This window comes from Pseudomonas sp. UFMG81, from assembly GCF_015354575.1.
Classification (GTDB): Bacteria; Pseudomonadota; Gammaproteobacteria; order Pseudomonadales; family Pseudomonadaceae; genus Aquipseudomonas.
Window position 1 is genome coordinate 40669 of record NZ_JACAFQ010000009.1, and the last position, 25996, is coordinate 66664.

Annotated in this window: 24 protein-coding genes; 8 read left to right on the forward strand and 16 right to left on the reverse strand. The window is 66.6% G+C overall.

The window, feature by feature from the left end:
• Positions 1 to 63 precede the first annotated feature (63 nt).
• On the reverse strand, positions 64 to 2103 hold the full coding sequence (metG, locus tag IX761_RS09300; protein WP_194789303.1) for a methionine--tRNA ligase: 2040 nt from the start codon (positions 2101 to 2103) through the stop codon (positions 64 to 66).
• 158 nt (positions 2104 to 2261) lie between these two features.
• Here metG and apbC point away from each other — a divergent pair, with 158 nt between their 5' ends.
• Complete coding sequence (apbC, locus tag IX761_RS09305) at positions 2262 to 3356, forward strand: iron-sulfur cluster carrier protein ApbC (protein WP_194789304.1); 1095 nt, start codon at positions 2262 to 2264, stop codon at positions 3354 to 3356.
• A gap of 185 nt (positions 3357 to 3541) precedes the next feature.
• Here the strand turns inward: apbC and IX761_RS09310 are convergent, their stop codons facing one another.
• Positions 3542 to 3751 carry a cold-shock protein gene (locus IX761_RS09310; RefSeq protein WP_003254922.1) on the reverse strand — a complete coding sequence of 70 codons (210 nt, stop codon included), beginning with the start codon at positions 3749 to 3751 and terminating at the stop codon, positions 3542 to 3544.
• Between the two features lie 342 nt (positions 3752 to 4093).
• Between IX761_RS09310 and dcd the strand changes: the two genes are divergently transcribed.
• Positions 4094 to 4660, forward strand: a complete 567-nt coding sequence (gene dcd, locus IX761_RS09315; protein ID WP_003258001.1) for a dCTP deaminase — start codon at positions 4094 to 4096, stop codon at positions 4658 to 4660.
• Between the two features lie 92 nt (positions 4661 to 4752).
• On the forward strand, positions 4753 to 4983 hold the full coding sequence (locus tag IX761_RS09320; RefSeq protein WP_194789305.1) for a hypothetical protein: 231 nt from the start codon (positions 4753 to 4755) through the stop codon (positions 4981 to 4983).
• A gap of 1 nt (position 4984) precedes the next feature.
• On the opposite strand, the gene pdeM is transcribed toward IX761_RS09320, so the two are convergent.
• The 10 genes from pdeM to IX761_RS09370 form a co-directional block, all read right to left on the reverse strand.
• Positions 4985 to 5641: a ligase-associated DNA damage response endonuclease PdeM gene (gene pdeM / locus IX761_RS09325; RefSeq protein ID WP_194789306.1), complete on the reverse strand. Its 657-nt coding sequence runs from the start codon at positions 5639 to 5641 to the stop codon at positions 4985 to 4987.
• Entirely contained in the window at positions 5638 to 8097 is a 2460-nt protein-coding gene (locus IX761_RS09330) for a ligase-associated DNA damage response DEXH box helicase (protein WP_194789307.1), read from the reverse strand. The genes pdeM and IX761_RS09330 overlap by 4 nt, the downstream gene beginning before the upstream one ends.
• A 63-nt stretch (positions 8098 to 8160) precedes the next feature.
• Entirely contained in the window at positions 8161 to 9276 is a 1116-nt protein-coding gene (locus IX761_RS09335) for a succinylglutamate desuccinylase/aspartoacylase family protein (RefSeq protein ID WP_194789308.1), read from the reverse strand.
• 89 nt (positions 9277 to 9365) lie between these two features.
• A complete protein-coding gene (locus IX761_RS09340) occupies positions 9366 to 11018 on the reverse strand; it encodes an ATP-dependent DNA ligase (RefSeq protein WP_194789309.1) in 1653 nt (550 codons plus the stop codon).
• Positions 11015 to 12025, reverse strand: coding sequence for a ligase-associated DNA damage response exonuclease (locus IX761_RS09345; RefSeq protein ID WP_194789310.1), 1011 nt, complete (start codon positions 12023 to 12025; stop codon positions 11015 to 11017). The genes IX761_RS09340 and IX761_RS09345 overlap by 4 nt, the downstream gene beginning before the upstream one ends.
• Positions 12026 to 12312: 287 nt before the next feature.
• Positions 12313 to 14748: a penicillin acylase family protein gene (locus tag IX761_RS09350; RefSeq protein WP_194789311.1), complete on the reverse strand. Its 2436-nt coding sequence runs from the start codon at positions 14746 to 14748 to the stop codon at positions 12313 to 12315.
• Positions 14749 to 14933: 185 nt separating this feature from the next.
• Positions 14934 to 15137: an SEC-C metal-binding domain-containing protein gene (locus IX761_RS09355; protein ID WP_012313055.1), complete on the reverse strand. Its 204-nt coding sequence runs from the start codon at positions 15135 to 15137 to the stop codon at positions 14934 to 14936.
• A 7-nt stretch (positions 15138 to 15144) separates the two neighbouring features.
• Positions 15145 to 15621: an LEA type 2 family protein gene (locus tag IX761_RS09360; protein ID WP_194789312.1), complete on the reverse strand. Its 477-nt coding sequence runs from the start codon at positions 15619 to 15621 to the stop codon at positions 15145 to 15147.
• Between the two features lie 2 nt (positions 15622 to 15623).
• Positions 15624 to 16100, reverse strand: a complete 477-nt coding sequence (locus tag IX761_RS09365) for a YchJ family protein (RefSeq protein WP_194789313.1) — start codon at positions 16098 to 16100, stop codon at positions 15624 to 15626.
• 4 nt (positions 16101 to 16104) lie between these two features.
• Positions 16105 to 16599: a DUF6231 family protein gene (locus IX761_RS09370; RefSeq protein WP_194789314.1), complete on the reverse strand. Its 495-nt coding sequence runs from the start codon at positions 16597 to 16599 to the stop codon at positions 16105 to 16107.
• A gap of 160 nt (positions 16600 to 16759) precedes the next feature.
• Between IX761_RS09370 and IX761_RS09375 the strand changes: the two genes are divergently transcribed.
• From IX761_RS09375 to IX761_RS09395, 5 genes are all read left to right on the forward strand, one after another.
• The gene (locus tag IX761_RS09375; protein WP_194789315.1) at positions 16760 to 17449 is read left to right on the forward strand and encodes an OmpA family protein; all 690 of its coding nucleotides are present in this window, start codon (positions 16760 to 16762) and stop codon (positions 17447 to 17449) included.
• Positions 17450 to 17537: 88 nt separating this feature from the next.
• Positions 17538 to 18257, forward strand: coding sequence for an OmpA family protein (locus IX761_RS09380; protein WP_194789316.1), 720 nt, complete (start codon positions 17538 to 17540; stop codon positions 18255 to 18257).
• Positions 18258 to 18354: 97 nt separating this feature from the next.
• Positions 18355 to 18630, forward strand: a complete 276-nt coding sequence (locus tag IX761_RS09385; protein WP_194789317.1) for a DUF1145 domain-containing protein — start codon at positions 18355 to 18357, stop codon at positions 18628 to 18630.
• Positions 18623 to 19381, forward strand: a complete 759-nt coding sequence (locus IX761_RS09390) for a collagen-like protein (RefSeq protein ID WP_194789318.1) — start codon at positions 18623 to 18625, stop codon at positions 19379 to 19381. Before IX761_RS09385 ends, IX761_RS09390 begins: the two co-directional genes overlap by 8 nt.
• 486 nt (positions 19382 to 19867) lie before the next feature.
• Positions 19868 to 20974, forward strand: a complete 1107-nt coding sequence (locus IX761_RS09395) for an NADH:flavin oxidoreductase/NADH oxidase (RefSeq protein ID WP_194789319.1) — start codon at positions 19868 to 19870, stop codon at positions 20972 to 20974.
• Between the two features lie 675 nt (positions 20975 to 21649).
• Here IX761_RS09395 and IX761_RS09400 read toward each other — a convergent pair.
• Genes IX761_RS09400 through IX761_RS09415 form a run of 4 tightly spaced genes read right to left on the reverse strand, consistent with a single transcriptional unit; the run spans position 21650 to position 25860 of the window.
• A complete protein-coding gene (locus IX761_RS09400) occupies positions 21650 to 23074 on the reverse strand; it encodes a gamma-aminobutyraldehyde dehydrogenase (RefSeq protein WP_194789320.1) in 1425 nt (474 codons plus the stop codon).
• A 17-nt stretch (positions 23075 to 23091) separates the two neighbouring features.
• Positions 23092 to 23898: an ABC transporter permease gene (locus IX761_RS09405; RefSeq protein WP_194789321.1), complete on the reverse strand. Its 807-nt coding sequence runs from the start codon at positions 23896 to 23898 to the stop codon at positions 23092 to 23094.
• Positions 23888 to 24838 carry an ABC transporter permease gene (locus tag IX761_RS09410; protein WP_194789322.1) on the reverse strand — a complete coding sequence of 317 codons (951 nt, stop codon included), beginning with the start codon at positions 24836 to 24838 and terminating at the stop codon, positions 23888 to 23890. The genes IX761_RS09405 and IX761_RS09410 overlap by 11 nt, the downstream gene beginning before the upstream one ends.
• The gene (locus IX761_RS09415; protein ID WP_194789323.1) at positions 24835 to 25860 is read right to left on the reverse strand and encodes an ABC transporter ATP-binding protein; all 1026 of its coding nucleotides are present in this window, start codon (positions 25858 to 25860) and stop codon (positions 24835 to 24837) included. Before IX761_RS09415 ends, IX761_RS09410 begins: the two co-directional genes overlap by 4 nt.
• Positions 25861 to 25996 lie beyond the last annotated feature (136 nt).

A 25996-nucleotide genomic window follows, 5' to 3' on the forward strand; every position in this document is an offset into this window, starting at 1 on the left:
TGCCGTGATTATAGGCGGCGAAGGCTGGATGAAGATGCCCCGGCCAGTGGCCGGGGCAGGGTGTCACTTGATGCGCTGGCCAGGCTTGGCGCCGCTGTCCGGGCTGAGCAGGTAGATTTCCTCGCCACCAGGGCCGGCCGCCATGACCATGCCTTCGGAGATGCCAAAACGCATTTTCCGCGGTTTGAGGTTGGCCACCATCATGGTCAGGCGACCTTCCAGCTGGCTTGGGTCGGGGTAGGCCGACTTGATGCCCGAGAACACGTTGCGGCGCTCGTCGCCGATGTCCAGGGTCAGTTGCAGCAACTTGTCGGCGCCTGGCACGGCTTCGGCCTTGACGATCAACGCCACACGCAGGTCGACGGCGGCGAAGGTGTCGAACTCGATTTCGGCCGACAGCGGGTCTTTGCTCAGTTCGCCGTTGCCGGCTGGAATCTTGGCTTCGGCGGCCAGCAGGTCTTCCTTGCTGGCGGCGACCATGGCTTCCACTTTGCTGAGTTCGATCCGGCTCATCAACGCCTTGAACGGGTTGAGGGTGTGGTTTTCCAGGCGCGACAGGTGGTCGTTCCAGGTCAGCGGCGCGACGTTGAGGAACGCCTCGGCGTCGGCGGCCAGCACCGGCAGCACCGGCTTGAGGAAGATCACCAGCTGACGGAACAGGTTGATGCCCTGGGCGCAGATGGCCTGGACTTCATCCTGCTTGCCTTCCTGCTTGGCCAGCGACCACGGGGCCTTGTCGGCGATCCAGGCGTTGGCGCGGTCGGCCAGGGCCATGATCTCGCGCATGGCGCGGCCGAAGTCGCGGCTTTCGTAAGCCTCGGCGATGGATGGGGCGGCGGCCAGGAAGGCTTCGGTCAGCTCGGGTGCGGCATCGCCGGCAACCATCACGCCGTCATTGCCCTTGTGGATGAAGCCGGCGCAGCGGCTGGCGATGTTGACCACCTTGCCAACCAGGTCGGAATTGACCTTCTGCACGAAGTCCTCGAGGTTCAGGTCGAGGTCGTCGACGCCACGGCCGAGCTTGGCGGCGTAGTAGTAGCGCAGGTATTCCGGCTGCAGGTGGTCGAGGTAGGTGCGGGCCTTGATGAAGGTGCCGCGCGACTTGGACATCTTCGCGCCATTGACGGTCAGGTAGCCGTGCACGTTGACCGCGGTCGGCTTGCGGAAGCCCGAGCCTTCGAGCATGGCCGGCCAGAACAGGGCGTGGAAGTTGACGATGTCCTTGCCGATGAAGTGATACAGCTCAGCCTTCGAGCCTTCATTCCAGAACGCATCGAAGTCCAGCTCTGGGCGGCGCGCGCAGAGGTTCTTGAAGCTGGCCATGTAGCCGATCGGTGCGTCCAGCCAGACGTAGAAATACTTGCCTGGCTCGCCGGGGATCTCGAAGCCGAAGTATGGCGCATCGCGGGAGATGTCCCACTCCTGCAGGCCCGAATCCAGCCACTCGGCGAGCTTGTTGGCCACCGCGTCCTGCAGGGTGCCGCTGCGGGTCCACTGCTGCAGCATGGCCTGGAAGTCCGGCAGCTTGAAGAAGAAGTGCTGCGAGTCGCGCAGCACCGGGGTGGCGCCGGAGATCGCCGACTTGGGGTTCTTCAGCTCGGTGGGGGCGTAGGTGGCGCCGCATTTTTCGCAGTTGTCGCCGTACTGGTCCTCGGCCGCACACTTGGGGCAGGTGCCCTTGATGAAACGGTCGGCGAGGAACATGCCCTTCTCAGGGTCGAAGTATTGCGTGACCGAACGGGTGGCGATATGGCCGGCATCACGCAGGCGGGTATAGATCAGCCCTGACAGCTCGCGGTTCTCGTCGCTGTGGGTCGAGTGGAAGTTATCGAAGTCGACCAGGAAATCAGCGAAGTCGCTGCTGTGTTCGGCCTGGACGTTGGCGATCAGTTGTTCCGGGGTGATGCCTTCCTTCTCGGCGCGCAGCATGATGGCCGAGCCGTGGGCGTCGTCAGCGCAGACGTAGATGCACTGGTTGCCGCGCAGCTTCTGGAAACGCACCCACATGTCCGTCTGGATGTACTCGAGCATATGGCCAAGGTGGATCGATCCATTGGCATAGGGCAGGGCGCTGGTGACGAGAATCTGACGTGGCTCGGACATGGTGGCTCGGCTACTTATCTGGCGACGGGGTAAAAATGAGGGTGATCGGCCACTATAAAGGGCTGGCGAAGATATTTCACCCTGCGAACGCATCTGCTGACGATTGACGGGTTAGCATAGGCGCCTGTTCCGTATCCAGTTTGCCAATGGGAGCCTCCATGAGTGCCGTCACCCGTGCCGCCGTCGAAGGCGTGCTTCGCCAGTACACCGATCCCTACCTGAACCAGGACCCGGTCAGCGCCGGTTGCGTGCGCGCCATCGATATCCAGGGCGCCCAGGTCAGCGTGCAGTTGCAACTGGGCTACGCCGCCGGCCTGTTCAAGGGCGGTTGGGCCCAGGTGCTGCAGACCGCGATCGAAAATCTTGAAGGCGTCGCCTCGGCCCAGGTCAGCATCGACTGCGTGATCGCCACCCACAAGGCCCAGGCCCAGGTGCCGGCCATGGCCAACGTCAAGAACATCGTCGCCGTGGCTTCGGGCAAGGGTGGCGTCGGCAAGTCGACCACCGCGGCCAACCTGGCCCTGGCCCTGGCCCGTGAAGGTGCCCGGGTCGGCATTCTCGACGCCGACATCTACGGCCCCAGCCAAGGCGTGATGTTCGGTATCGCCGAAGGCACCCGCCCGCAGGTGCGCGAGCAGAAGTGGTTCGTGCCGATCAAGGCCCATGGTGTCGAGGTGATGTCCATGGCCTTCCTCACCGATGACAACACGCCCATGGTCTGGCGCGGCCCGATGGTCTCCGGCGCGTTGTTGCAGCTGGTCACCCAGACTGCCTGGGACGACCTGGACTACCTGGTGATCGACATGCCGCCAGGCACCGGTGATATCCAGCTGACGTTGGCGCAGAAGGTGCCAGTGGCAGGCTCGGTGATTGTCACCACCCCGCAAGACCTGGCACTGCTCGACGCGAAGAAGGGCGTGGAGATGTTCCGCAAGGTCAACATCCCGGTACTGGGCGTGGTGGAGAACATGGCCGTACATATCTGCTCGAATTGCGGCCATGCCGAGCACCTGTTCGGCGAGGGCGGCGGTGAGAAGCTGGCGGCGCAGTATGGTGTCGAGCTGCTGGCCTCGTTGCCGCTGTCGATGCTGATCCGCGAGCAGGCCGACAGCGGCAAGCCAACCGCGATCGCCGAGCCGGAAAGCCAGATTGCCATGGTCTACCAGGAGCTGGCGCGGCAGGTGGGGGCACGGATCGTGTTGCAGGAAGCCGCGGCGCCGGCGATGCCGAGCATTACCATCAGCGAAGACTGAGCATCTGAAGTTTACGTGGGAGCGGGCTTGCCCCGCGATGAGGTCGGGCCTGGGATTACTCGTTTTAGGGGCGGCCTCATCGCGGGGCCAGCCCGCTCCCACGGTGACGCAAATGCCTGTTTGAGCAGGCACAAAAAAACCCGCCAATGGCGGGTTTTTTCTGAAAGCTAGGAAGCGAGATCGACTTAGGCGATCTGAACTTCTTCAGCCTGCATGCCTTTCTGGCCGCGGGTAGCGACGAAAGTAACAGCCTGGCCTTCTTTCAGGGTCTTGAAGCCGTCAGCTTGGATGGCTTTGAAGTGTACGAACAGGTCGTCGCCCGACTGAGGGGTGATGAAGCCGTAGCCTTTCTCGTCGTTGAACCACTTGACAACACCGGATTGACGGTTGGACATTTTTCTGTCTCCTTGGACAAAGTTGATGGCGGCCAGGAAAAACCCAGGCCGTAGAACTGAGTGCAAAGGAGCAGAAGGTGTCTTGGAGATGGGCCGATGTGAATCGTGCATCAAACAGATCTTCGGTGTCGCGTGCAGCACAGTGGCGACACCATAACTCACTTTCCCCAACCTGCCAATAACCGGCGAAAGGTTTGTCGAAATTCGGATCGGCGGTGGCTGCAAGCCCCGTCCGGCGGGGATTGTGGCCGGGGCAGGGGATGCGACTTTGCCGCAGGGGCACAGGACCGGTAAGATGCGCACCACGATTTTTTCACCTTGCACTCTCAGGACACCCCCGCCATGAGCATCAAATCGGACAAGTGGATTCGCCGCATGGCGCAGGAACACGGCATGATCGAACCGTTCGTCGAGCGCCAGGTGCGCGGCGAGCAGGACAGCCGGGTCATCTCCTTCGGCGTCTCCAGCTACGGCTACGACGTGCGTTGCGCCGATGAATTCAAGGTGTTCACCAACATCAACTCGGCCACTGTCGACCCGAAGAACTTCGATGCCGGCAGCTTCGTCGACATCAAGAGTGACGTCTGCATCATCCCGCCGAACTCCTTCGCCCTGGCCCGCACCGTCGAATACTTCCGTATCCCGCGCGATGTACTGACCATCTGCCTGGGCAAGAGCACCTATGCCCGGTGTGGCATCATCGTCAACGTCACCCCGCTCGAGCCCGAGTGGGAAGGCCACGTCACCCTCGAGTTCTCCAACACCACCACGCTGCCGGCGAAGATCTACGCCAATGAAGGCGTGGCGCAGATGCTGTTCCTGCAATCCGACGAAGAATGCGAAGTGTCGTACAAGGACCGTGGTGGCAAGTACCAGGGCCAGCGCGGCGTCACCCTGCCACGCACCTGACCAACGCGGGGAATTGTTTCCCCGCACGGCACTCCAACGAGTGAACAGTCCCGGCACGCAAGCAGCGCGCCGGCTCTCGTCAGGAGCAGCCCATGAAACTCGACCCCGCAATCAGCGCCAAGCTGGCCGTCCTGCAGCCGAACCAGATCGGTTTGCCGGCCTGGTCGCTGCTGGCGCATCCGCCAACACCGCTGCAGGCAGGCGGTGTACCGCACCAGCCAGACCCCGACACCCCGCAGCCCCCGGAGCCCGGCGAGCATCCGCCCATGGAGCCGGGCGAGCCGACCTTGCCCGACGAACCGCCACCCGCGCCCGTGGCCTGAATCAGGTTGTCACTGGCCACACCTGCCCGGCAGCGGCCAGGAACACCCGATCGTCCATCCCCGGCGACACGGCCCAGCCGCCGGTGAATTCACCGAAGGCTGGCAGCAGGGTCACCTGTGGCCCGACGACGAAGCATGGCAGGCGCAGGCATTGGTGCGCGCGCCCGCGCAGGTGGTACACCGGGTGCGCATGCCCAGCGAGTACCGGGTAGCCGTCATGTGGCGCGGGGTCATGCCGCAGGGCGAACGGTTCGAGCAGCCAGGGCTCGTCCTTGAGCATGAACCGCAAGCCGGCGGGCGGATCGCCGGCATGCCGGTCATGATTGCCCCGCACCAGTACGATCTCCAGTGTCGGGTGGCGGTCGCGCCAGGCCTGCAACGTGGCCAGAGTGGCTGGCGCCCGGCCCGTGCGGGCGTGCAGGAAGTCGCCGAGAATGATCAGCATCGCGCAACGGTGCTGCGCCAGCAGGTTGTCCAGCCGTGCCAGATTCGCCTCGGTGGTGCCGCGTGGCACGGGCTGGTGCAGGGCACGGTAGCTGGCAGCCTTGCCGATGTGCACATCGGCCACCAGCAGGGCCTGCCGCGCGGGCCAGTAGAGGGCCCGGTCCGGCAGCAGCCACAAGGTCTGGCCGGCATGCTCGATGACCAAGGCAGTCATGCGGGGCCTGCCTTGCCGGCGGCGATCTCAAGCTCGCTGACCATCCGTGCGATACGGTCGGCGAGTTTTTCGGTGCTCATGGTTTCGCGCATACCCTCCACCAGCAAAGTGAATGCCAGTGGGCCAGGCCGCCGCAGCGCCCGCAGTTCCAGGTATTGTCCGGCCATCTTGCGTAATTGCCGGTGCAAACGCTCGATTTCCAGCTCCTCGGCCAGCACCTCGTCGCGGGCCTGCCCGAGCAGCAGGTTAGCGGCGTCATGTTTGCGCAGCACTTCGAAGAACAGGCCGCTCGAGGCCTGGATCTGCCGCGTGCTTTTCTGCGCCGACGGGTAGCCACCGAACACCAGCCCGGCGATCTGGGCGATTTCGCGAAAGCGCCGCTGGGCCATCTCACCGGCGTTGAGGCTGGCCAGCACATCCTCCAGCAGTGCGTCGGTGCACAGTGCCGCCGGTAGGTGGCTCGCCCAGTCCACCGGGCTCGGGCTGAGCAGTTCGAAGCCGTAGTCACTGACCGCGATGGACACCGAAAGGGGCTGCGTACGGCTGACCCGCCAGGCGATCAGGTTGGCCAGCCCCAGGTTGGCCATGCGCCCGGCGAACGGGTAGAGGAACAGATGCGAGCCTTGCCGCGACACCAGGGTTTCAGCCAGCAGCGTGCGCGCCGTCGGTAGCGCCGACCAGCGTGCCTGCAACGCCAGCAACGGGCGCACCGCGCGCATCTCCTCGCCGTCGAAACGGCCCTGGGCTGCGGCGTCGAACTGCTCGACCACGGCATCGGCCAGCTCGCTGGACAGAGGCATGCGCCCACCGTTCCAGCGTGCCACGGCGGCCCTGCGCGCGTTGCTGCGGCGCACGTAGGCGGTCATGTTCTCGACCCGCACCAGCTCCAGCACACGGCCGGCGAACAGCAGGCTATCGCCCGGGCGCAGGCGGGCGATGAACGCCTCCTCGACACTGCCCAGGTGCTTGCCACCCCCGCCCTTGCTCCAGTATTTCAGTTGCACGCTGGCGTCGCTGACGATGGTGCCGATGCCCATGCGGTGGCGCCGCGCCAGGCGTTCGCTGGTCACCCGCCAGACCCCGTCGGCCTGGGCTTCCACCCGCTGGTAGTCGGGGTAGGCGCCGAGTGCGCTGCCGCCGTGGCGGACGAAGGCCAGCGCCCACTGCCACTGGCTGTCGCGCAAGTCGCGAAAGGCCCAGGTGGCGCGCACCTCCTCCAGCAACAGGGCAGGGCGAAAACCGCAGCCCAAGGCCATGCTGACCAGGTGCTGGACCAGTACATCCATGCACAGGCGCGGTGATTGCCGCGCCTCGATGTGGCCGGCGGCCAGGGCCCGGCGTGCCGCGGCCGCTTCCACCAATTCCAGGCTATGGGTGGGCACCAGGGTGATGCGCGAGGTACGCCCAGGGGCGTGCCCGGAACGCCCGGCTCGCTGCAACAGTCGGGCGATCCCCTTGGCCGAGCCAATCTGCAACACCCGCTCCACGGGCAGGAAGTCCACCCCCAAGTCCAGGCTCGAGGTGCAGATCACCGCCTTGAGCGTGCCTTGCTTGAGGCTGCGCTCCACCCAGTCGCGGGTTTCCCGGGCCAGCGAGGCGTGATGCAGGGCGATCAGCCCGGCCCAGTCGGGGCGTGCCTCGAGCAAAGCTTGGTACCAGAGCTCCGATTGGGCACGGGTGTTGGTGAACACCAGGCTGCTGGCACTGGCATCGAGTTCGGCAGCGACTTGGTCGAGCAGCTTCAGGCCCATGTGCCCAGCCCAGGGAAACCGCTCCAGCCGTGGCGGCAGCAGCGTGTCGACCTGCATGCGTTTGTCCTGCCGGCCGCGCAGCAGCAAGCCGCCCTGGGGGAGCAGCACGTCGAGGGCATGGGGAAGGTTGCCCAGGGTGGCGGACAGCCCCCACACCACCAGACGCGGCTGCCAACGGCGCAGGTGGGCCAGGGCCAGCTGCAGCTGCACGCCGCGCTTGTTGCCCAGCAGCTCGTGCCATTCGTCCACCACCACCATGCGCAGGCTGGCGAAGTCAGTTTCGGCCTGGGCACGGGTGAGCAGCAGGGTCAGGCTTTCCGGCGTGGTGACCAGGGCGCTGGGCAGGCGCCGGGCCTGGCGGGCGCGCTCGGCGCTATTGGTGTCGCCGCTGCGCACGCCCACGGACCAGGCGATACCCAGGTCGGCGAGCGGGGCTTGCAAGGCGCGCGCGGTATCGGCCGCCAGGGCACGCATGGGGGTGATCCATAGCACGTGCAGGGGCGCGTTCTGCTGGCTGTCGCCTGGCTTGGCGTAGGCGCGCAGCGCCGCCAGCCACACGGCGTAGGTCTTGCCAGCGCCGGTACTGGCATGCAGCAGGCCCGACTCACTGCGCCCGACCGCCGCCCACACCCGGCGCTGGAAGGCGAACGGTGTCCACTGGCGGATAGCGAACCAGCGGTTGGCGAGGTCGGTGGCGGCGGGCATGCGCGGCTTCCTTCGAGGCTGTGCATCTAGTGACCGCAGGCTAGCCCGTTTGGTTTTAGCGAATCAGTTGCCCAGCAGGTAACCGCTGCGGCACACCTGTTCCCCAGCGACATGGGCGACCACCATGCCGGCGGTGGCCATGCGCCGCACGCTGCGGGCGTACATCAGCCCGGCCTGGGTATTGCGCAGTGGCGTCACCCGGTCGCTGAGCGGGTCGATCACCTCGGCAATCAACTGGCCGGCTTCCAGGTATTGCCCTGGCTTGGCATGGAACACCAGCAGGCCGCCCAACGGTGCGGTCACCGGCTCCACCGCCGCCAGCGGCGTGGCCGGCTGGCGCAGCGCCGGCAGTGGCGCGGGCTGGCCTTCGATGACGCCGGCATGGATGAGGAAATCGAGGATCGCCTGGCAGTCCTGGGTCGCCAGGGCGTGGCTCACGTCAGCCTGCCCACGCAGCTCGATGGTTACCGAGAAGCTGCCCTGGGGGATCGGGAAGCGCTTGCCGAAGCGTTGCTGCAACTGCCACCAGACCAGGCTGAAACACTCGTCGAACGACTGCCCGCCGGAGTCGGTGGCCAGCAGGCTGGCCTGTACGCCCAGGTAGCGGGCCAGCGGCTCGACCTGGGGCCAGGCCTCGGGGGTGGTGTACAGGTGTTCAACGGCTTCGAAATCACAGTGCAGGTCGAGCACCATGTCGGCATCGCAGGCCAGGCGTTGCAGGGCCAGGCGTTGGGATTGCAGGGGCGTGCGCGCGGGGTGGGCGTCCAGGCCGCGGCGCAGGTACTCGCGGATCAGCGCCAGGTTGTGCGCCGGGTCCTGGGTGAGATGGGCCTCGATCTGGTCGCCGATGCTGTCCGACAGGTCGACGAAGTTGCGGTTGAAGTTCTCCCCGCTCTGCAACTCGAAGCGGCCCAGCGGCGCATCCAGCAGCACCTGTTCCAGCCCCACGGGGTTGGCCACCGGCACCAGAATGATCTCGCGCTTCAGGCGGCCCTGCTGTTCCAGCTCGCCCAGGCGCTGCTTGAGGTGCCAGGCCACCAGCATGCCCGGCAGTTCGTCGGCGTGCAGCGAGGCCTGGATGTACACCTTGCCGCCACCGCGCGGGCCAAAGTGGAAGCTGTGCAACTGGCGGGCGATGCCCGGGACGGGGGACAGCAGGTCGTGGGTCGAATGGTGCATGGGGGTCCTGATGGCGAAACGGTCTGCGAAAGGGGCCGGGATCAAGGATAGAAGCACAACTTCGGCTGGGGTGCATCCTTCATGGGGGCTTACCCGAGCAAGGCTTGCAGCGTGGTCAGGTCGTCGGCCTGCTCCACGGGCTTGTCGTGGCGCCAGCGCAGCATGCGTGGAAAACGCACGGCAATGCCGCTCTTGTGGCGTTTGGACAGCGCGATGCCCTCGAAACCCAGCTCGAACACCAGCGTGGGCTCGACACTACGCACCGGGCCGAAGGTACCCACCGTGGTCTTGCGGATGATCGCATCGACCCGGCGCATTTCTTCGTCGCTGAGCCCGGAGTAGGCCTTGGCGAAAGGCACCAAGGCGCGATCGGGCGTGCCGGCCGGGGCATCCCACACGGCGAAGGTGTAGTCACTGTACAGGCTGGCGCGACGGCCGTGGCCGCGCTGGGCGTAGATGAGCACGGCGTCGACGCTGAACGGGTCGATCTTCCATTTCCACCACAGGCCCATATCCTTGGTCCGCCCCACCCCGTAAAGGGCGTCGCGCTGTTTGAGCATCAGCCCCTCCACCCCCAGGCTGCGCGATGCTTCGCGCAGGCGGCCCAGCGCGGCCCAGTCGTCGCCGGCCAGCAAGGGCGAGAGCAGCAGCGGCGCCAGTGGGTACTGGCGCACCAGCTCCTCCAACTGCCGACGGCGCTCATGTTGCGGGCGGCTGCGAAAGTCTTCGCCTTGCCACTCCAGCAAGTCGTAGGCCTGCAACACCACCGGGACCTCGGCCAGCAGCTTCTTGCCCAGGGTCTTGCGGCCCAGGCGCTGCTGCAACAGGGCGAAGGGCTGCACGGCGATACCGGCGGTGCCGGGCTTCCAGGCCAGGATCTCGCCATCGATGACCACGCCGTCCGGCAGGCTCTCGCCCAGCGCCTGCAACTCGGGGAAGCGGTCGCTGACCAGCTCCTCGCCCCGCGACCAGATCCACAGCTGGCCATCGCGCTTGACCACTTGCGCGCGAATCCCGTCCCACTTCCATTCCACCTGCCAGGCGGCTGGCGAGCCGAGCAGGGCGTCGAACTGCTCAAGCGGCGCTTGCAGGGCATGGGCGAGAAAGAACGGATAGGGCTGGCCGCCGCGCTGGATGTGCTCGTCCTCCGATGCGGCGGCGATCAGCCTGAGGTAGCTGGCGGCGCTCGGGCGATGGCTCAGGTCGGTATAGCCCACCAGGCGCTGGGCCACGCGCTTGGCGTCGAGCCCGGCCAACTGCGCCAGGGCCCGGGTGACCAGCAGTTTCGACACGCCCACGCGAAAACTGCCGGTGAGCAGTTTCAGGCACAGCATCAGGCTTGGCCGATCCAGGCGCGCCCACAGCTGCGGCAGGCGCTCGCGCACGGTCTCCTGCGGGAGCCCACGCAACGGCAGCAGGTGTCGCTCCACCCAGGTGGCCAGCCCCTCGTCACTGCCATTGGGCTGCTCGGGCAGCAGCAACGACACGGTTTCGGCCAGGTCGCCCACGGCCTGGTAGCTTTCCTCGAACAGCCACGCGGGCAGGCCAGCCTGTTGCGTGGCCAGCTCACGCAGCAGGCGGTTGGGGACCAGTTGGCGCGGGCGGCCACCGGCGAGAAAGTACACCGCCCAGGCGGCATCGTCGGGTGGCGCGTTGGCGAAGTACTCGCGCAGGGCCTGCAACTTGGCGTTGCTGGAGGTGGTGGCGTCCAGGCGCAGATAGAGTTCGGCAAACGCCTTCATGCCTCGCGCACCGTCGTATCGTCCTCTTCGCCGTATTCGGTGGCGAATGCCCGCGCGTCCAGGCCCTGCTCGCTGAGATAGCGCACCAGCACCTGCACCGAACCGTGAGTGACCATCACCCGTTCGGCCCCGGTCTGCGCGATGGCCCACAGCAGGCCCGGCCAGTCGGCGTGGTCGGACAGCACGAAGCCGCGGTCGACTCCCCGCCGCCGCCGGGTGCCGCGCAAGCGCATCCAGCCACTGGCGAACCCATCGCTGTAGTCGCCGAAGCGCTTCATCCAGCTGCTGCCGCCCGCTGATGGCGGCGCCAGCACCAGGGCCTGGCGCAGCTGTGGGTCGTTGCGCGGCAGGTCGCCTACGTACTGCGTCGGTGGCAGCTGCACCCCCGCTTCGCGGTACACCCGGTTCAGTGGCTCGACCGCGCCGTGCACCAGCAGCGGCCCGATGCTCGCGTCCAGGCCGTGGAGGATGCGCTGGGCCTTGCCGAAGGCATAGCAGAACAGCACGCTGGCCTTGCCCTGGTCGCGGTTGGCGCGCCACCAGGCGTCGATGTCGGCGAACACCTCGGCCTGTGTCGGCCAGCGGTAGATCGGCAGGCCGAAGGTCGATTCGCTGATGAAGGTGTGGCAGCGCACCGGTTCGAACGGTGCGCAGGTGCCGTCGGCCTCGACCTTGTAGTCGCCCGAGGCGACCCACACCTGCCCCTGGTATTCCAGGCGCACCTGGGCCGAGCCCAGCACATGGCCGGCCGGGTGCAGGCTGAGGGTGACACCGTGATGCAGCAGGCGCTGGCCATAGGGCAGCAATTGCAGGTCGATGTCCTGGCCCAGGCGGCTGCGCAGCACCCCCGCGCCGGGGGTGGCGGTGAGGTAATGGCGGTTGCCGCGGCGGGCGTGGTCGCCGTGGCCATGGGTGATCACCGCCCGGTCCACCGGGCGCCAGGGGTCGATGTAGAAATCGCCGGGCGGGCAGTAGAGGCCTTCGGGGCGGGCAATCACGAGGTCCATGGCTGGCGCGTCGGTGGGGGCGTTACAAGGTGGGAGTGGGCGGGGCCCGGGAAAGTTCGCCTGCCTGGGCGTAGCCCTCGTCAACATGACTGGTTGTTGCGGCTGTCTGATCAGGCGCTCTTGAAAGTAACTGACGCTGCTGTGCAGTCCATCGCCGGCAAGCCGGCTCCCACCCCAAGGCTTGCGCGCCCTTTGTAGGAGCGGCCTTGTGCCGCGAAAGGGCCGCAAAGCGGCCCCGGCGATCTTGAGGTGTATTCGAGATCCTGGGGGTGCTGCGCCCCCGTTGCTTACTTCCCTGGCACCAGGGTCAAACGCTGGCTGCCATAAGCCTGGCCAAAGTTTTGCGGTTGCAGTGGCAAACTCATGAAGCGCCCTTTGAACCAGGCCTCCAGCCCGTCGCTGTAGTGGCGGCTGGCCGGGTTGCCGGACTGGCCGCTGCTGGTCAGCACCTGCAAGGGTTCGGCCTGGCCGAAGTCGACCACCATCCGAGCCGAGGCCGGCAGGCGGGTGTCGAAGTTGCTGCCCCAGGCATAGGGGGTGAGGGCCAGGGTGCTGAAGTCGCCCCCGGCAGCCTGCGGCGAGCGGCTGATGGTGTCACCCAACCCCTGGTAGTTCATCGCCGGCCAGCGGTACTGGTGCAGCTTGCCCCACTGCCAGGCACGGCGGTCGGCGCCCAGTTGCGCGGTGCCGGTGTCGATCGCGGCGGCCAGACTGCGGGCCAGGACGGCGGGCTTGTCTTCTTTTTGCGTGGTGTTGCGGTCATCCCAGAACGGGCTGTCCTCGCGCCCCAGCAGGTGATCGGCCTGGGCCGAGTACGACAGCTGGGCGTTGCCGACGAAGGCCTGCCAGGCAGGGCCGGATTCCGGGCCCAGCTCGTCGAGGAAGGTCTGGCGGGTGACTTCCTGGAGGAACAACGCATACAGCGCGGCATCGGCCGACACCGGGCTCATGCGGCCATCGAAGGCCTTGAGCCGGGCCAGCGCTTCGCGCGCCTTGTCGCGCTGGGCGGCGGGCAGGGCGTCGATGGCCTGCTTGAGCGGCTGGGCCATGCCGGGGGCGTCGAACATCTGCTTGAGTTTGTCGGCCAGCAGCGTCACCTGATCATTCTGCAGGGCCATCAGGCTGCGGCTGTCGTGGCGGCCGTTACCGGCCAGTTGCGCCAGGCGCTCGGCACGTTCGGGGTAGTACCAGCTGCTCGACAGCTGCATGCCGTAGCCCTTGGGCTGGCTGCGCTGGTTGGCGTGGCCGATGAAACCGGCGGCTGGGTCCTGGTCGTAGGGGTGGAGCATGGCGTCGGCATAGCCGTCCCAGTCGTAGCGCCCGTCCCAGCCTGGGGAAGGCAGCAGGCCCTGGCCATCGCGGCGGTTGGGGTAGCGGCCGCTGACCTGCCAGCCGATGTGCTCGGGTTCGGCGAACACGAAGTTCAGGGCGGCGGCACCGATTTCGCGGGTGCTGTCGAAGGCGCGCTCGATCGTGCTGGCGCGGGTCAGGTCGAACAATGCGTCGAGACTGCGATCATCCTTGAGCTGCGGCAGGTGCAGGGCCAGGGCGAGGCTGCCGTGGCCCGGCAGCAGGGTGCCGTGGCGGGTGTCGTACATCACTTCGCGCTGCGGGCGTTGGCCGCGCACCAGGAAGGTCTCGTTGCGCGCCCGGGCCTGCTGCCACTTGCCGTCGGCCAGGTAGCTCAGCTGATTACCTTGACGGCGCACCTGTTCGAGGAACAGGTCCTGGTTGTCGGCCATTACCGCGCTGGCGCTCCAGGCCACCTTGCCGTTGTAGCCGGCCAGCACGATCGGCAGGCCCGGCAGCGACAGGCCGGCCACCCGGTATTTGCCGGTGTGGATCTGCACCGGGCTCAGCGCCCAGATGGCCCGGCTGTCGCTGGCCAGCAGGCTCTTGCCGCTGCGGCTGCGCAGGGGGCCGAGGGCCAGGTTGGCCGAGCCCGGGCTGCCCAGCAGGCCGAGGTCGGCCAGTTGTTGCCCGGCGGCGGCCAGCGCGGCCAGGCCCGGCAGCTGGCTGGCCAGGTTCAGGCCCTTGAGTTTGTCGACTTCGCTGTCGGCCAGTGGCTCGTCAGGCGCGCCTGGGAGCAGCCAGGCGAGCTTGTCGGTGCCGACCTTCTGCGCCAGGGTCAGGGCCGACAGTTCCTCTTGCAGGTTCACCGACTGGCTGAAGGCGTAGAGGCTGAAGATCAGCGCCGAGTCCTCGGGCTTCCAGTACTCCGGGCGATAGCCGCTGCGGGCCAGCTCCGCCGGCAGCTTGTCGCGGTAGCGGAACAGGTAGGCGTTGACGCCGCGGGCGTAGACCTCGAAGAAGCGCTTGAGCCGTGGCGAGGCGTCGGCGTAGAGCTGGCCGGCGTTCTGCTTGAGGTTGGCAGCGCGCATCAGCCGGTCGATCTCCAGCGCCTCGGGCCCGGCCAGTTCGGCCAGCCGGCCCTGGGCCAGCAGGCGCATGGTGACCATCTGCCCGATGCGGTCACCGGCGTGCACGTAGCCCAGGCTGAACAGCGCGTCATGGAAGCTGCTGCTTTCGATCAGCGGCGCGCCCATGGCGTTGCGCCGTACCGAGACGTTCTGCGCCAGGCCCTTGAGCGGTTGCACCCCGGTGGTCGGTGGCACGCTGTCCTGGTAGCCGCCCATCTGGCAGCCAGCCAGTGCGAGCATGCCGAGCAACGCGGCGGCACCGCCGAAGCGGAGGCGGAAGGGAGGAAGGACGGGGGCGGCCATGGCTAGGCTCCTGCAGGGCGTGGCGGGGGTTGGAAAGGCGCTAAGGTAGTGAGCGCGCAGTCGCCGTGCAAGGTGCCGGGGAGGTTTATTTACCAGTGGTCATTGATTGCGGGGCAAGCCCGCTCCCACACCCGTCGCCGTGGGAGCGGGCTTGCCCCGCGATGCGTTGTTTGCTGCAGCGCGGATCAGGCGCCGTGGCACTTCTTGAATTTCTTTTCGCTGCCGCACGGGCACGGGTCGTTGCGGCCAACGTCCTTCAGGGCGTTGCGCACCGGTTCCTGGTGGCCGTGGTTGCAATGCGGGCCGTGCACATGGCCGTGGTCGTGATCGTGGTGATGGTCGTGACCGTGGTTGCAGTCGGGGCCATGGACATGGGGTTGCTGGGTCATTGCGGGGTTACTCCGGTAGAAAATCGCCGGGCATTATCTCACCACTGCGCGACAAGTGCAGGTCCCGGGGGATGATCAGCCCGGTGGCGAGGTCGCCCTGTAGTCGGTAGGGCAATGGTTGCTTGCTCTTGAGCAGCTTCGCCAGTGGCTTGAGGTGCTGCCAGAGGTTGGTCCGCGCGGTGATCTTGAAGGTGCGGCGGGCATGGCCGCCGACGCTGCGCCAGAGGCTGACGTCATCTTCGGCCAACACGATGTCGCCCAGGCGCACCACATAGTGCAGGTGGCGGATGAACAGGCGGCTGTCGTTGGGGTTGTCGATGCGCAGGTGCAGCACGAACTCCTGCTGGTGCAGGCGCATGCTGACCTTTTCCACCTCCACCAGGTGTACCTCGGGTTCGCGCCACCCATCGTCACCCCAGCTGGCGCAGCCCGCCAACGCCCCCAGCAGCAGGCCGAGCGACAGCAGGCGGGCGAGGGTGCGCATGGTCAGCTACCGAAATAACTGGCGCAGCATTTCTTGAACTTCTGCCCGCTGGCGCAAGGGCAGGGGTCGTTGCGCCCAGCGTCGAGCGGCACGGTAGGGTCGATGAAATACCAGCGCCCGGCATGCTGGACGAAGGCCGAGCGCTCGCGGTGCTGGTGATCACCCTCCAGGTCGTGCCAGCGGGCGGTGAAGGTGACGAAGGCATGCTCGGGTTGCCCGCCCAGTACCTCGGCGCTTTCCACCTCCAGCCCCAGCCAGGTGCTCTGCGCGCTCCAGGCGGCCATGCCGGCGCGGTCCAGGCCCGCCTGCTGGGCCGGCAGGGTGGTGGTCACCAGGTAGTCCAGCAGGCCGAGCACGTAGGCGCTGTAGCGCGAGCGCATCAGCGTCTGTGCATCCGGCGCCGGGGTGCCGGCGTGATAGTGCCCGCAGCAGGCGTCGAGCAGGTTGCCACTGCCGCAGGGGCAGACCGAGACACTCATGGGATCACCACCAGTACTTGCCGAAGTTTTCAGGGTTGGCCCAGAACCTGGCGTTGAGCCAGTCCGGGACTTGCTTGTAGTCATGCAGATCATAGGTGAACAGGCTCAGTACCTGCCCGTCGCGCTGGAATTTCTCGCTGGCCGACAGGGCCAGGGCGAAGAAGTCGGTGTCTTGCCAGCCGCAGGCGGCCAAGTCCGCCAGCACGGCAACCCGGCTGGCGTTGAGGTTACGGATGCCACCCAGCAGCTCCAGGCCGCCACGCTTGGGCAGGTGCTCCAGGCAGTCCACCAGCACGGCCAGGTCGAAGCGTCGGGCAGCCAGTTCAGCAGGCAGCGGCCCGGGTGCGGCCACTTCGATGCAGGTGTCGGGGTGGGCGGCGGCGAAGGCGTCCAGCGCCGGGAAGCGTGCACCCACCAGCAGCAGGTTGCGGGGCGTGAAACGCTCGAGCAGCGCGGCCAGTGCCTGTTGCGGTGTGCGTTGGGAGAAAACGTCGGTCATTGCCATTCCTCGTTCGGATCGCTCAAGACTAGCGGCCCCAGCCCGCCTGGCATAGAGGCAAGGCGCCGCGTCGTGGCTTATTGCTGGCAGAGCGGGAAACGGCGGTCTTTACTCCCAGAGCGTCGGTTTTGCACCGATCCCCCTAGGAGAAGCTACGAAAATGAGCATAGTACGCACAGCGTTACCCCTGGTTCTGCTCACCAGTGTGTTGACTGGTTGTGCAGGTTTGCAAAAAACCGACTGGCCGAAGTGCGCAGCCGTCGGCGGCGTGGGCGGCGCGGCCCTGGGCGCCATCGAAAGTTCCAGCTGGGCTGGCTGGGGGGCCTTGCTCGGTGGCGGCCTGGCCGCTGGCTACTGCTGGGCCCACGGTGATGGCGACGAGGACGGCGATGGCGTGCCGGACAGCCGCGACAAGTGCCCAGGCACCCCGCGCGGCGTGCAGGTCGATGCCGACGGTTGCCCACCACCGGCGCCGGTGGTCGAGGAAGTGGTGGTGCAGAAGGAAGAAGTCATCGTCATCCGCGACGTGCGCTTCGAGTTCGACTCGGCGCGCCTGACCGCCGGTGACAAGGAACGCCTCAACACCATCGCCACGCGCCTCAAGCAGGAAGCCCCGAGCGCCCGCCTGAGCGTCACTGGCCACACCGACAGCGTCGGCTCCGACAGCTACAACCAGAAGCTCTCCGAGCGCCGTGCCCACTCGGTGACCGAGTACCTGATCGAAGGCGGCGTGCCGCGTAGCAGCTTCGTTTCGGTGGTCGGTGCCGGCGAAACCCAGCCGGTGGCTGACAACGCCACGGCCGACGGGCGTGCCATGAACCGTCGCACCGAGATCAAGATCCAGCGCTGACGGCCCTGCGCCCGCGCCTTGAGAAGTGGCGCGGGCGCGTCTTTACTCCTGTGGGCCGGTAGCGGCCGGCGACACAGGAGCATTCAGCATGCGTGATTTGTCGAAGGCGGCGCTGCCGCTGGTGGTGGCCACGAGCCTGTTGGCGGGTTGCGCCACCCACAGCGATGGCAGCGCGCCCCTCAACCAAAGGACTTGGCCCATCTGCAGCCTGCTGGGCGGGCTGGTCGGCGGTGGCCTGGGCGCCATCGAGAGTTCCAGCTGGGCGGCCGGTGTCGGCGCCTTGGGCGCCATTACCGGTGGCCTGATCTGCTATGCCCAGGATGGCGACGAAGATGGCGATGGCGTGTTCGACCGTCGCGACCGTTGCCCGGACACTCCAGCCGGCACCCAGGTGAGCCACACGGGCTGCCCGTTGCCACAATATCCACCCTCTCAAGCGCCAGCTGAGCCTGCCGCGACGTCCGAGGTGATCACCTTGGACGACCAGGGCCAGGTCTTGTTCGCCTTCGACTCCGCCGAGTTGATGCCCGGCGCCCAGCAGCGCCTGCATGCGCTGCTGCCCAAGCTGAACGATCCAGCCGTGACCCGTGTCAAGGTCATCGGCTTCACCGATAGCGTAGGCTCCGACAGCTATAACCAGAGCCTGTCCGAGCGCCGTGCCAGCAGCGTGGCCGAGTACCTGATCAGCCAGGGGCTGGCGCCAACCAAGGTGACCAGCCAGGGGCGTGGCGAGGGCGAACCGGTAGCCGACAACGACACCGACGAAGGGCGCACACGCAATCGACGGGTGGAGCTGCACCTCAACTGACCCCTCTGGCGCGCACCCGGCGGTAAGGTTACTGTTGCCGACGCGGCCCGCTCGAACGGGCCGCGCCGACATAACAACAAATCACTGGGGGCGGGCTATGAAGTTCATCCTGGGGCTGGGCAAGGTCCTGACGGTGCTGTTCTGGTGGGTGGTGCTGTTCAACCTGCTCATGCCGCAGCCGTTGCCGCTCAATCTGCTCATCAATGCCACAGGCATCGTCTTGCTCACGCTGCATGTGCTCGAGGTGCTGTTTTTCAATGGCAGCCTGCGCGGGCGCAGCCACCGCTGGTTCGATCGCTTGCAGATCCTGTTGACCGGCATTTTCCACGTCATGTCCATCCCCAAACCTGAAGAGGCTTCCAGCCGTGCGTAAATTGATGTTGCTGGCCGCCCTGGCCGCGCCCCTGGCCCAGGCCGAGAGCCTCGAAGTTGCCGCCCATTCCATGCTGCGCCTGCCGAACAAGTCGGCCAGCGTGCACCTGGAACAGGTGCGCGTGGCCGATTCGGCGACCCTGTTGTTGCCGGCCAGCCTGACCGAATTGAAGATCGACCACCTGGAGCTGGGGCGCGATGCGCGCATCGCCATCGCGCCGGCCGAACAGGACCTGCGCATCAGTGCGGCCAGCGCCTCCTTCGGCGAAGGCAGCGAGATCAGCGCGCCAGGCGCACCGGGCACTTATGAGCGGGCCGCCCGCCCAGGGCGCAACCTCGACCTGCGCCTGCAAGGGCTGGAGGCCGAGCGGCTGGCCATCGATGCGCGAGGCGGTGCCGGGGCGCCGGGTTACTTCGGGCTCGATGGTGCCAATGGTAAGCCGGGGGGCTGCACCTGGGGCCAGGCCAGCCGTGGCGCCAACGGCGACAACGGCGGCAATGGCCATGACGGCGCTGCCGGTGGGCGGATTCGCCTGGCGCTGCCCGATGGCTTCCCACAGGAGCGCATCGCGGTCCGCCTCGATGGCGGCGCGCCGGGCAAGCCGGGGGACGCGGGCAAGGCTGGCAAGGGCGGGGCGAGCAAGGGCTGCCTGGTGTACAGCACCGCTGCTGGCGCCAATGGCCGCCCGGGGCAGCCGGGTGAGCCGGGTGTGGCTGGGGCAAATGGTGAGCTGATCATCCAGCGGCTGTAAGGGGGCATCGCTTTCAAGGTGTTCGCGTCAAGGCTGCCAGGTGCTCGCCGGGAGTCTTGCAGCGTTCTTGAGACCGAGCGCCGCCCGCGCGGCGCATCGCTGGCAAGCCAGCTCCCACATCTGTTTCGGGCCAGTTACTCCTGGTCCATCTCCACTGTCCGCCTTGTTTGTACGACGCGGTTTCAGCATTGGCGCTGATGCCGCACCACCAGACTTGAGGCATGCACCAAGGCGGACAGTGGAGACCTCACAGGATGGATTGGCCCGAAACAGATGTGGGAGCTGGCTTGCCAGCGATGCGCCGCGCGGGCGGCGCTCGATCTCAAGAACGCTGCAAAGCTTTCGCCAGGCACTTGGCCGACTCGCCCCCGCATCTCTCGGACACCGCCCATGGCCATGGTCTAGTCTGAACAGACCGGTACCGGCCAAGCCTCACCACAAGTGCCCGGACCGGACCACCATTGGAGTCCCCCGGGAGGTGCTCTCATGAGCCTGCTGCTTGAGCCGTATACCCTGCGTCAGCTGACCCTGCCCAACCGCATCGCCGTATCCCCCATGTGCCAGTACTCCGCCGTCGACGGCCTGGCCAACGACTGGCACCTGGTGCACCTGGGCAGCCGCGCGGTCGGTGGCGCGGGCCTGGTGATCAGCGAAGCCGTGGCGGTGACCGCCGATGGCCGCATCACCGCCGAGGATCTTGGCCTGTGGAACGACGAACAGATCGCTCCGCTGCAACGCATCACCCGTTTCATCACCGCCCAGGGCGCGGTCCCCGGCATCCAGCTGGCCCATGCCGGGCGCAAGGCCAGCACCTACCGGCCGTGGCTGGGCAAGCAAGGCAGCGTCAAGCTCGAGGATGGCGGCTGGCAGCCGGTGGGCCCGTCGAAAATCGCCTTCGATCCGCAGCACACCCCGCCGCGCGAACTGAGCAAGGACGAAATCCAGGACGTGATCGCCGCTTTCGTGGCCGCGACCGAACGGGCGCTCAAGGCAGGGTTCAAGGTGGTCGAACTGCACGCCGCCCATGGTTACCTGCTGCACCAGTTCCTCTCGCCCTTGAGCAACCAGCGCCGCGATGAATACGGCAGTTGCTTCGAGAACCGCATTCGCCTGACCCTGCAGGTCACCGAAGCGGTGCGCAAGGTCTGGCCCGTGGAGTTGCCGCTGTTCGTCCGGGTGTCGGCCACCGACTGGGTGGAGGATGGCTGGAACCCCGATGAAACCGTCGAGCTTGCGCGCCGCCTGCGGGCACTGGGTGTCGACCTGATCGACGTCTCTTCTGGCGGAACCTCGGTCAATGCAGAGATCCCCACCGGCCCCGGTTACCAGACCCGTTTCGCCGAGCGCGTGCGCAAGGAGTCGGAGATCGCCACCGGCACCGTCGGCATGATCACCGAGCCGGCCCAGGCCGAACATATCCTGCGCACCGGCCAGGCCGATGTGATCTTCCTGGCCCGTGAACTGTTGCGCGACCCTTACTGGCCGCTGCACGCCGACGATGACCTGGGCGGTAACAAGGCGACCTGGCCTGCGCAGTACCAACGGGCGACCAGCCGGGCCAACCCGATCCACGAGTCTGATCTGCGCGACTAAACGACCGCCGGGGCCGAATAGAGCTGTGATAGCCCCACTTTCGGCCTTTGTGCAGCCTTTCGCGGGCAAGCCCGCTCCCACAGGTACAGTGCGCCCTAGAGGACGTGTGCGAACCCTGTGGGAGCGGGCTTGCCCGCGAAAGGCTGCGAAGCAGCCGAGGCAGAGGGGGGACACTGGGCAGACGGTTTTCGCCACAGCTTTTGGCTAGGTCACGATGCCGGACGCCGGAGCGCCATCGCACTCCAGATAATCATCCACCGCTTCCTTGAACAGTGTTGGCAACCTGCGACGAGATCTTGCGTGGAAGCCAATGATGGCGTGGGTTGTCAGCACGCGACCAACCCATAGTCGGTCTTCTTTGCTGTACCTGACTGACGCGGTGAAACCACGTTATTTTATATGCCTGTCCTGTCAGCCATTCAGTCTCGTGGGACTCTACTCTATTGGAGTCGGCTTTAGGCTTTGTACGAAAAGTGCCTGCGCGACGATCATGCTGCGTTGAAAACAGGCTCGGAATGCTCATTTACAACCCGTAAACTCCGCTTCCTCGCCTGTTTTCGCCTTGCCTGATCGCCGCTCGGCGACTTTTCGTACAAACCCTAGGACGGTGATGAGTTTGGCGTGCGAATAATCCTGGATCGAGGCGCTGTGGCCACCTCGATCCAGATCATGCAATCAATGCTTGAACATCACATGCCGCACACAGGTGTAGTCCTCCAGCCCATACATCGACATATCCTTGCCGTACCCCGACTGCTTCTGCCCGCCATGGGGCATCTCGCTGACCAGCATGAAGTGGGTGTTGACCCAGGTGCAGCCGTACTGCAAGCGTGCCGCCAGGCGATGGGCGCGGCCGGTGTCGCGGGTCCACACCGACGAGGCCAGGCCGTACTCGGAGTCGTTGGCCCATTCAAGCGCCTGGGTTTCATCGCTGAAGCGAGTGACCGACACCACCGGGCCGAACACCTCACGGCGGACGATCTCGTCATCCTGCAGGGCATCGGCCAGTACGGTCGGCTCGAAGAAGAAGCCGCCGCCTTCGATCGCCTTGCCGCCGGTGACCAGGCGGATATGCGGCTGGGCGATGGCGCGCTCCACGAGCCCGGCCACCTTGTCACGGTGCTGGGCGCTGATCAGTGGGCCCAGCTCGGTGTCACTGGCGTCCTGCAAGCCGGGCTTGATGCTGGCCACCGCCGCGCCCAGGCGTTCGACGAACTGCTCGTAGATGCCGTCCTGCACGTACAGGCGGCAGGCTGCGGTGCAGTCTTGGCCGGCGTTGTAGAAGCCAAAGGTGCGGATGCCGTCGATGGCGGCCTCGATGTCGGCGTCGTCGAACACCAGCACCGGTGCCTTGCCGCCCAGCTCCATGTGCATACGCTTCACGCTGTCGGCGGTGGCGCCGATGATGTGTGCACCGGTGGGGATGGACCCGGTGAGCGACACCATGCGCACCTTGGGGTGGGTGACCAGCGGGTTGCCGACGGTCTGGCCGCGGCCGAACAGGATGTTGAGCACACCCGCTGGCAACAGCTGCTGCGCCAGCTCACCCAGGCGCAGGGCGGTCAGCGGGGTGAGTTCCGACGGCTTGATCACCACGGTGTTGCCGGCGGCCAGGGCCGGGGCGATCTTCCACGCCAGCATCATCAGCGGGTAATTCCAGGGCGCGATCGACGCCACCACGCCCAGCGGGTCGCGGCGGATCATCGAGGTGTGGCCAGGCAGGTATTCACCGGCCGCCGAGCCACCCAGGCAGCGGGCCGCGCCGGCGAAGTAGCGGAACACGTCGGCGATCGCCGGAATCTCGTCACCCAGCGCGGCGGCGTAAGGCTTGCCGCAGTTGCGCGACTCCAGCCGGGCCAGTTCCTCGCCATGGGCTTCGATCGCGTCGGCGATGGCCAGCAGTACGGCCGAGCGCTCCTTGGGCGTGGTCTGCGACCAGCTGTCGAAGGCCAGGTCGGCGGCGCGCACGGCGGTATCGACCTGGGCCTCGCTGGCCTCGTTGATCTGCGCCAGGGCACTGCCTGTGGCCGGGTCAAGTACGGTCCAGGCCGGGCCTTCGCCATTCACGAGACGGCCGTTGATCAGCATCAGGGTTTGCATCGGGGACTCCTCCAGGGTCATTTGCCGCTACCCGCAACGCTTTCGCCGCCACGGGTCAGGTAGTAGGCGCCGAGGATCGGCAGCATGGTCACCAGCATCACCAGCATGGCGACCACGTTGGTCACCGGCACGTCGCGCGGGCGGCTGAGCTGGTTGAGCAGCCAGATCGGCAGGGTGCGCTCGTGGCCGGCGGTGAAGGTGGTGACGATGATTTCGTCGAACGACAGGGCGAAGGCCAGCATGCCGCCAGCCAGCAACGCCGAACCGAGGTTGGGCAGGATGATGTAGCGGAACGTCTGCCAGCCATCGGCGCCGAGGTCCATCGACGCTTCGATCAGGCTCTGCGAGGTGCGCCGCAGGCGGGCGATGACGTTGTTGTAGACGATCACCACGCAGAACGTTGCATGGCCGACGACGATGGTGAACAGCCCGGGCTCGATGCCGAGGGTCTTGAACGCCGAGAGCAGGGCGATACCGGTGATGATGCCGGGCAGGGCGATGGGCAGGATCAGCAGCAGCGAGATGCCCTCCTTGCCGAAGAAGCTGCGCCGGTACAGCGCCGCCGAGGCCAGGGTGCCGAGGACCAGGGCGATCAGCGTGGCCAGGCAGGCCACCTGCAGCGACAGCTTGATCGCCTCGAGCACGTCGGGGCGGGCGAAGGCCACCGCGAACCACTTCAGGGTGAAGCCCTGGGGCGGGAAGCTGAACGCCGCGTCCTCGGTGTTGAAGGCGTAGAGCAGGATGATCAGGATCGGGAAGTGCAGGAACACCAGCCCGCCCCACGCCGCCAGGCGCAGGCCCCACGAGGCATGGTCAGAGTGCATCGAAGGCCCCCAGGCGTTTGACGATGGACAGGTACACCGCGATCAGCACGATGGGCACCAGGGTGAAGGCCGCCGCCATCGGCATGTTGCCGATCGCCCCTTGCTGGGCGTAGACCATGCTGCCGATGAAGTAGCCGGGCGGGCCGACCAGCTGCGGCACGATGAAGTCGCCCAGGGTGAGTGAGAAGGTGAAGATCGAGCCGGCGGCGATGCCCGGCACCGACAGCGGCAGGATTACCTGGGCGAAGGTCTGCCGGGGCCGCGCGCCGAGGTCGGCCGAGGCTTGCAGCAACGACGGCGGCAGGCGCTCCAGCGAGGCCTGGATCGGCAGGATCATGAACGGTAGCCAGATGTACACGAACACCAGGAAGCGCCCCAGGTGCGAGGTCGAGAGCGTGCTGCCGCCGACCCCAGGGATGCCCAATACGAACTGCAATGCCGCTTCCAGGTGCAACTGCTGGATGAACCACTGGGCCACGCCGCCCTTGGCCAGCAGCAGGGTCCAGGCGTAGGTCTTGACGATGTAGCTGGCCCACATCGGCATCATCACCGCGATGTAGAAGAACGCCTTGGTGCGGCCGCTGGTGTGGCGCGCCATGTAGTAGGCGATGGGGAAGGCCAGCACGGCGCTGGCCAGCGAAACGGCCACGGCCATGCCCAGGGTGCGCAGGATGATGTCGAAGTTCGCCGGGTTGAACAGCGCGGCGAAGTTGGCCAGGGTCAGGTCCGGCGTCACCGCCATGGTGAAGTCGTCGAAGGTGTAGAACCCTTGCCACAGCAGGTTCAGCAACGAGCCCAGGTAGATCGCGCCGAACCACAGCAGCGGCGGTATCAGCAGCATCAGCAGGTACAGGTTGGGGCGCCGGTACAGCAGGTTGCTCAGGCGCCGCAGCGGCGAAGCGCCCGGCTGCGGGTTCGCGGCAGGCAGGGCCAGGCTCATGGCTGGGTTTCCTGCAGCGCGGTCATCGCCTCGCGTGGCCAGCTGGCCTGCACCCGCTGGCCGGTCTGCCAGGGATGGGCTTGCGCCTGCCACTGGTCGTTGGCCTGGCTTACCGCGAGCAGCTGGCCGCCATCGAGCCTGAGTTCGAAGCGTGTGGCGCTGCCCTGGTACTGGATATCGTGCAACACCCCGCCCACCTGTACCTCGTAACTGGCGGCCTGGTCGCCCAGGCGGATGTGCTCGGGACGGATCGAGAAGGGCTGCGGGCTACCGCTGAGCTGTTGCGCCAGCTCCCCGCGCAGCACGTTGGAGGTGCCAACGAACTCGGCGACGAAGGTGGTGGCCGGTTTCATGTACAGGTTGCGCGGCGTGTCGACCTGCTCGATGCGCCCGCGGTTGAACACTGCGACCCGGTCGGACATCGACAGCGCCTCGGTCTGGTCGTGGGTGACGAAGATGAAGGTGATACCCAGCTGGCGCTGCAGCTTTTTCAGTTCACCTTGCATCTGCTCACGCAGCTTGAGGTCCAGCGCCCCGAGCGGCTCGTCGAGCAGCAGCACCCGTGGCCGGTTGACCAGCGCCCGGGCCAGTGCCACGCGCTGGCGCTGGCCACCGGACAGCTGCGCCGGCTTGCGCGCGCCGTAGCCGCCCAGGGCGACCATGGCCAGCGCCTCGTCGGCGCGGGCATGGCGCTCGGCCTTGGCCACGCCCTTGACCTTCAGGCCATAGGCGACGTTGTCGCGCACGTTCATGTGCGGGAACAGCGCGTAGTCCTGGAACACCGTGTTGACGTCGCGCTGGTAGGGCGGCAGGCCTGCGGCCTCGCTGCCATGAATGCGGATAGAACCGCTGCTGGGTTGCTCGAAACCGGCGATCAGGCGCAGGCAGGTGGTCTTGCCCGAGCCTGAGGGGCCGAGCATGGAGAAGAACTCACCGTCCTGGATGTCGATGCTGACCTGGTCGACGGCCTTGACCTCGCCGAAGGTGCGGGAAACCTGGGTGAACTGGACTGCTAGGGGCATGAGTGGCTCCGGCGGTGACATCTGGGGGCGCTTTGCGCCCCTTTCGCGACACAAGGCCGCTCCTACAGAACAGGGCCCTGTAGGAGCGGCCTTGTGTCGCGAAAGGGCTGCGCAGCAGCCCCGGTTCAAGCAATGA